General features: G+C 73.0%; 2 protein-coding genes. Both read left to right on the forward strand.

Annotated elements, in window-relative coordinates; translation table 11 throughout:
* The first annotated feature begins 482 nt into the window (after window positions 1-482).
* A complete protein-coding gene (locus G3I40_RS16390; RefSeq protein ID WP_164302894.1) occupies window positions 483-2468 on the forward strand; it encodes an ATP-binding domain-containing protein in 1986 nt (661 codons plus the stop codon).
* Window positions 2469-2646: 178 nt separating this feature from the next.
* On the forward strand, window positions 2647-2926 hold a 280-nt coding region (locus G3I40_RS16395), incomplete at its 3' end, for an ABC transporter substrate-binding protein (RefSeq protein WP_164302893.1).

Genomic DNA, 2926 nt, shown 5'->3' on the forward strand with positions numbered 1-2926 from the left:
GCTCGCGCCCCGCCCCGGGGCCGCCGAGCGGCCCGGTCCCGCGCCCGTCCGGACCGCCGTCGGCGTCGCCCAGGACGATGACGCTGAACGCCGTCTCCGCGAAGATCTTGATTGCCCGCAGTGCTGTCGTCATGCATCCAGGATGCGATTCGGGCATTCCGTGCACATCGGCCCCGGGGAGTAACCGTCGTACGACCTCCGGGGGACGCCGACCCTGAGGCGTCCCCGGGGCGGCCCCGGGGCGTTAAAACCGTTGGCACCGGCACCCACCCGTCCCGTACACTCGCCGGTCTTGCCCGCCTCCCTGTGCTGGAGTGCCGCCGACCGGTCGGGAACCGGCCGGATACCCGTCGCGTACGCGTCCCGCGTATCTGGAGCCGGAGGCAGTAGCTGTGAGCCCGTCGACCTCGACCTCGTCCCCGTCCTCGCCGCTCGACCGCGAGCGCGAGCACCTCCTGTCCTCCCGTGCCGCGCTGCGCGCCATGCGCGAGGACGCCCAGGCGCTCGACATCCGCGACGTCACGGCCAACTGGGTGAACGCCGAGGTGCTGCAGCGCCAGATCGACGAGCGGATCAAGGCGCTGGCCGACCTCAGTCACACGCCGCTGTTCTTCGGGCGCCTCGACTACCTGCACGCCCCCGGCGTCGAACTGGCCGAGGGGGCCGAAGGCGAGGAGTTCTACATCGGGCGGCGCCACGTGCACGACGCCGACGGCGACCCGATGGTCATCGACTGGCGCGCGCCGGTCTCGCAGCCGTTCTACCGGGCCTCGAAGAAGAACCCGATGGATGTGGCGCTGCGCCGCCGGTTCGGTTACACCGGCGGCGAGTTGACGGCGTACGAGGACGAGCACCTGTCCGACCCGGCCGAGGCCGAGCAGACCAGCAAGCTGCTCCAGCAGGAGATCGAGCGGCCCCGCGTCGGCCCGATGCGCGACATCGTCGCCACCATCCAGCCCGAGCAGGACGAGATCGTGCGCAGCGGGCTGGCCGGCTCGGTGTGCGTCCAGGGCGGGCCGGGGACCGGAAAGACGGCCGTCGGTCTGCACCGGGTCGCCTATCTGCTGTACGCGCACCGCGAGCGGCTCGCCCGCACCGGCACGCTCGTCATCGGGCCGAACGCGTCGTTCCTCCACTACATCGAGCAGGTCCTGCCCGCGCTCGGCGAGCTGGAGGTCAAGCAGGCGACGGTCGACGACCTCGTCGCGCAGGTCGAGGTGCGCGGCACGGACAGCGCCGAGACCGCCCTCGTCAAGGGCGACGCCCGGATGGCGCAGGTGCTGTGCCGGGCGCTGCGCGCGCACGTCACGCCGCCGACCGAGGGCGTCGTGGTGGTGCGGGGGTCGCGCCGCTGGCGCGTCGCCTCGTACGAACTGCAGGACATCGTGCGGGAGTTGACCGAGCGCGACATGCGGTACGGGGCCGCGCGCGAGGCCCTGCCGCAGCGCATCGCGCACGCCGTGCTCGTCCAGATGGAGCGGGCGGGCGAGGCGCCGGACGACCGGGTGCAGAACGCGGTGGCCCGCAACGCGGCGGTGAAGGCCGCGGTCAAGGAGATCTGGCCCGCCGTCGAACCGGCCAAGCTGGTGCTGCGGCTGCTGTCGGACGCCGACTTCCTCGCCGAGCACGCGGCCGGGCTGCTCGACGAGCGGGAGCAGAAGGCCGTGCTGTGGCAGAAGCCGGCCCGCAGCGTGAAGAGCGCCAAGTGGTCGGCCGCCGACGCGGTGCTGATCGACGAGGCGGGCGATCTGATCGCGCGCACGCACTCGCTCGGGCACGTGGTCCTCGACGAGGCGCAGGACCTGTCGCCGATGCAGTACCGGGCGGTGGGGCGGCGCGCGACGACCGGGTCCGTCACCGTGCTCGGCGACCTTGCGCAGGGCACGACGCCCTGGGCGACGCGCAGTTGGGACGAGGCGCTGACCCATCTGGGCAAGCCGGACGCCCTGGTGGAGGAGTTGACGGCGGGCTTTCGCGTACCGACGGACGTCATCACGTACGCCTCGCGGCTGCTGCCGGCCATCGCGCCGGGACTCACGCCGGTGGCGTCGGTGCGGGAGAACCCGGGGACGTTCGAGGTGCGGGCGGTCACGCAGGACGGCGAGGTCGTGGCGGCCTGCGAGGAACTCCTCGCGCACGAGGGCTCCATCGGGCTCATCGCCGCCGACGCGCGGGTCGGGGCGCTGGGCGAGGCGCTGACGCGGGCGGGGCTCACGTACCTGGCGCCGGGTGAGGAGACGACGGCCGAGACCCGGCTGACGCTGGTCCCGGCGTCGCTCGCGAAGGGCCTGGAGTACGACTACGTGGTGCTCGACGAACCCGCCGCGGTGGTGGACGGCGAGCCGGACGAGCGCACGGGGCTGCGGCGCCTGTACGTGGCGCTGACCCGTGCGGTGTCGGGACTGCTCGTGGTCCACTCGGCGCCGCTGCCGGAGCAGCTCGACTCGCCTTCTTCTCTTGTGAGTTGAGCTCTCCGGTGAGGTGAGATCCCTGGCGGGGCGAGCTCTCCGGCGAGGCGGGCGGCGCTTCACCGGGCCTTTTCACGGGGTCTTGCTGGAGGTGCCGTCGCGCCGGGACGCCGAGCGTGGCGCTGCCCCATGACCGAATACCGAATAGTGGTTGCCCTCACCGCGCACGGTCGGTCCAATGGCAGGCATGATCACAACAGTTGGGCCGTCCGTCCGCCTGGGTGCCCTCGTCCCGCTGACCCGGCCCGGCTGGACCGAGGCCGGCCGGCATCTGCTCGCCGGGCTCGAACTGGCCGTGCACGAGGTCAACGAGGCGGGCGGGATCGCCGGCCGCCCGCTGGAACTGGAGGTCCGGGACACCGCGGCCGATCCGGAGCGGGCCGCGGCGGCCGTGGACGAACTGGCCGCCGCGGGCGTGGCCGCCGTCGTGGGCGAGTACCACAGCGTGGTCGCCCGGT

It is taken from the genome of Streptomyces sp. SID14478 (genome assembly GCF_010548525.1).
In the GTDB taxonomy this organism is placed as follows: Bacteria; Actinomycetota; Actinomycetes; order Streptomycetales; family Streptomycetaceae; genus Streptomyces.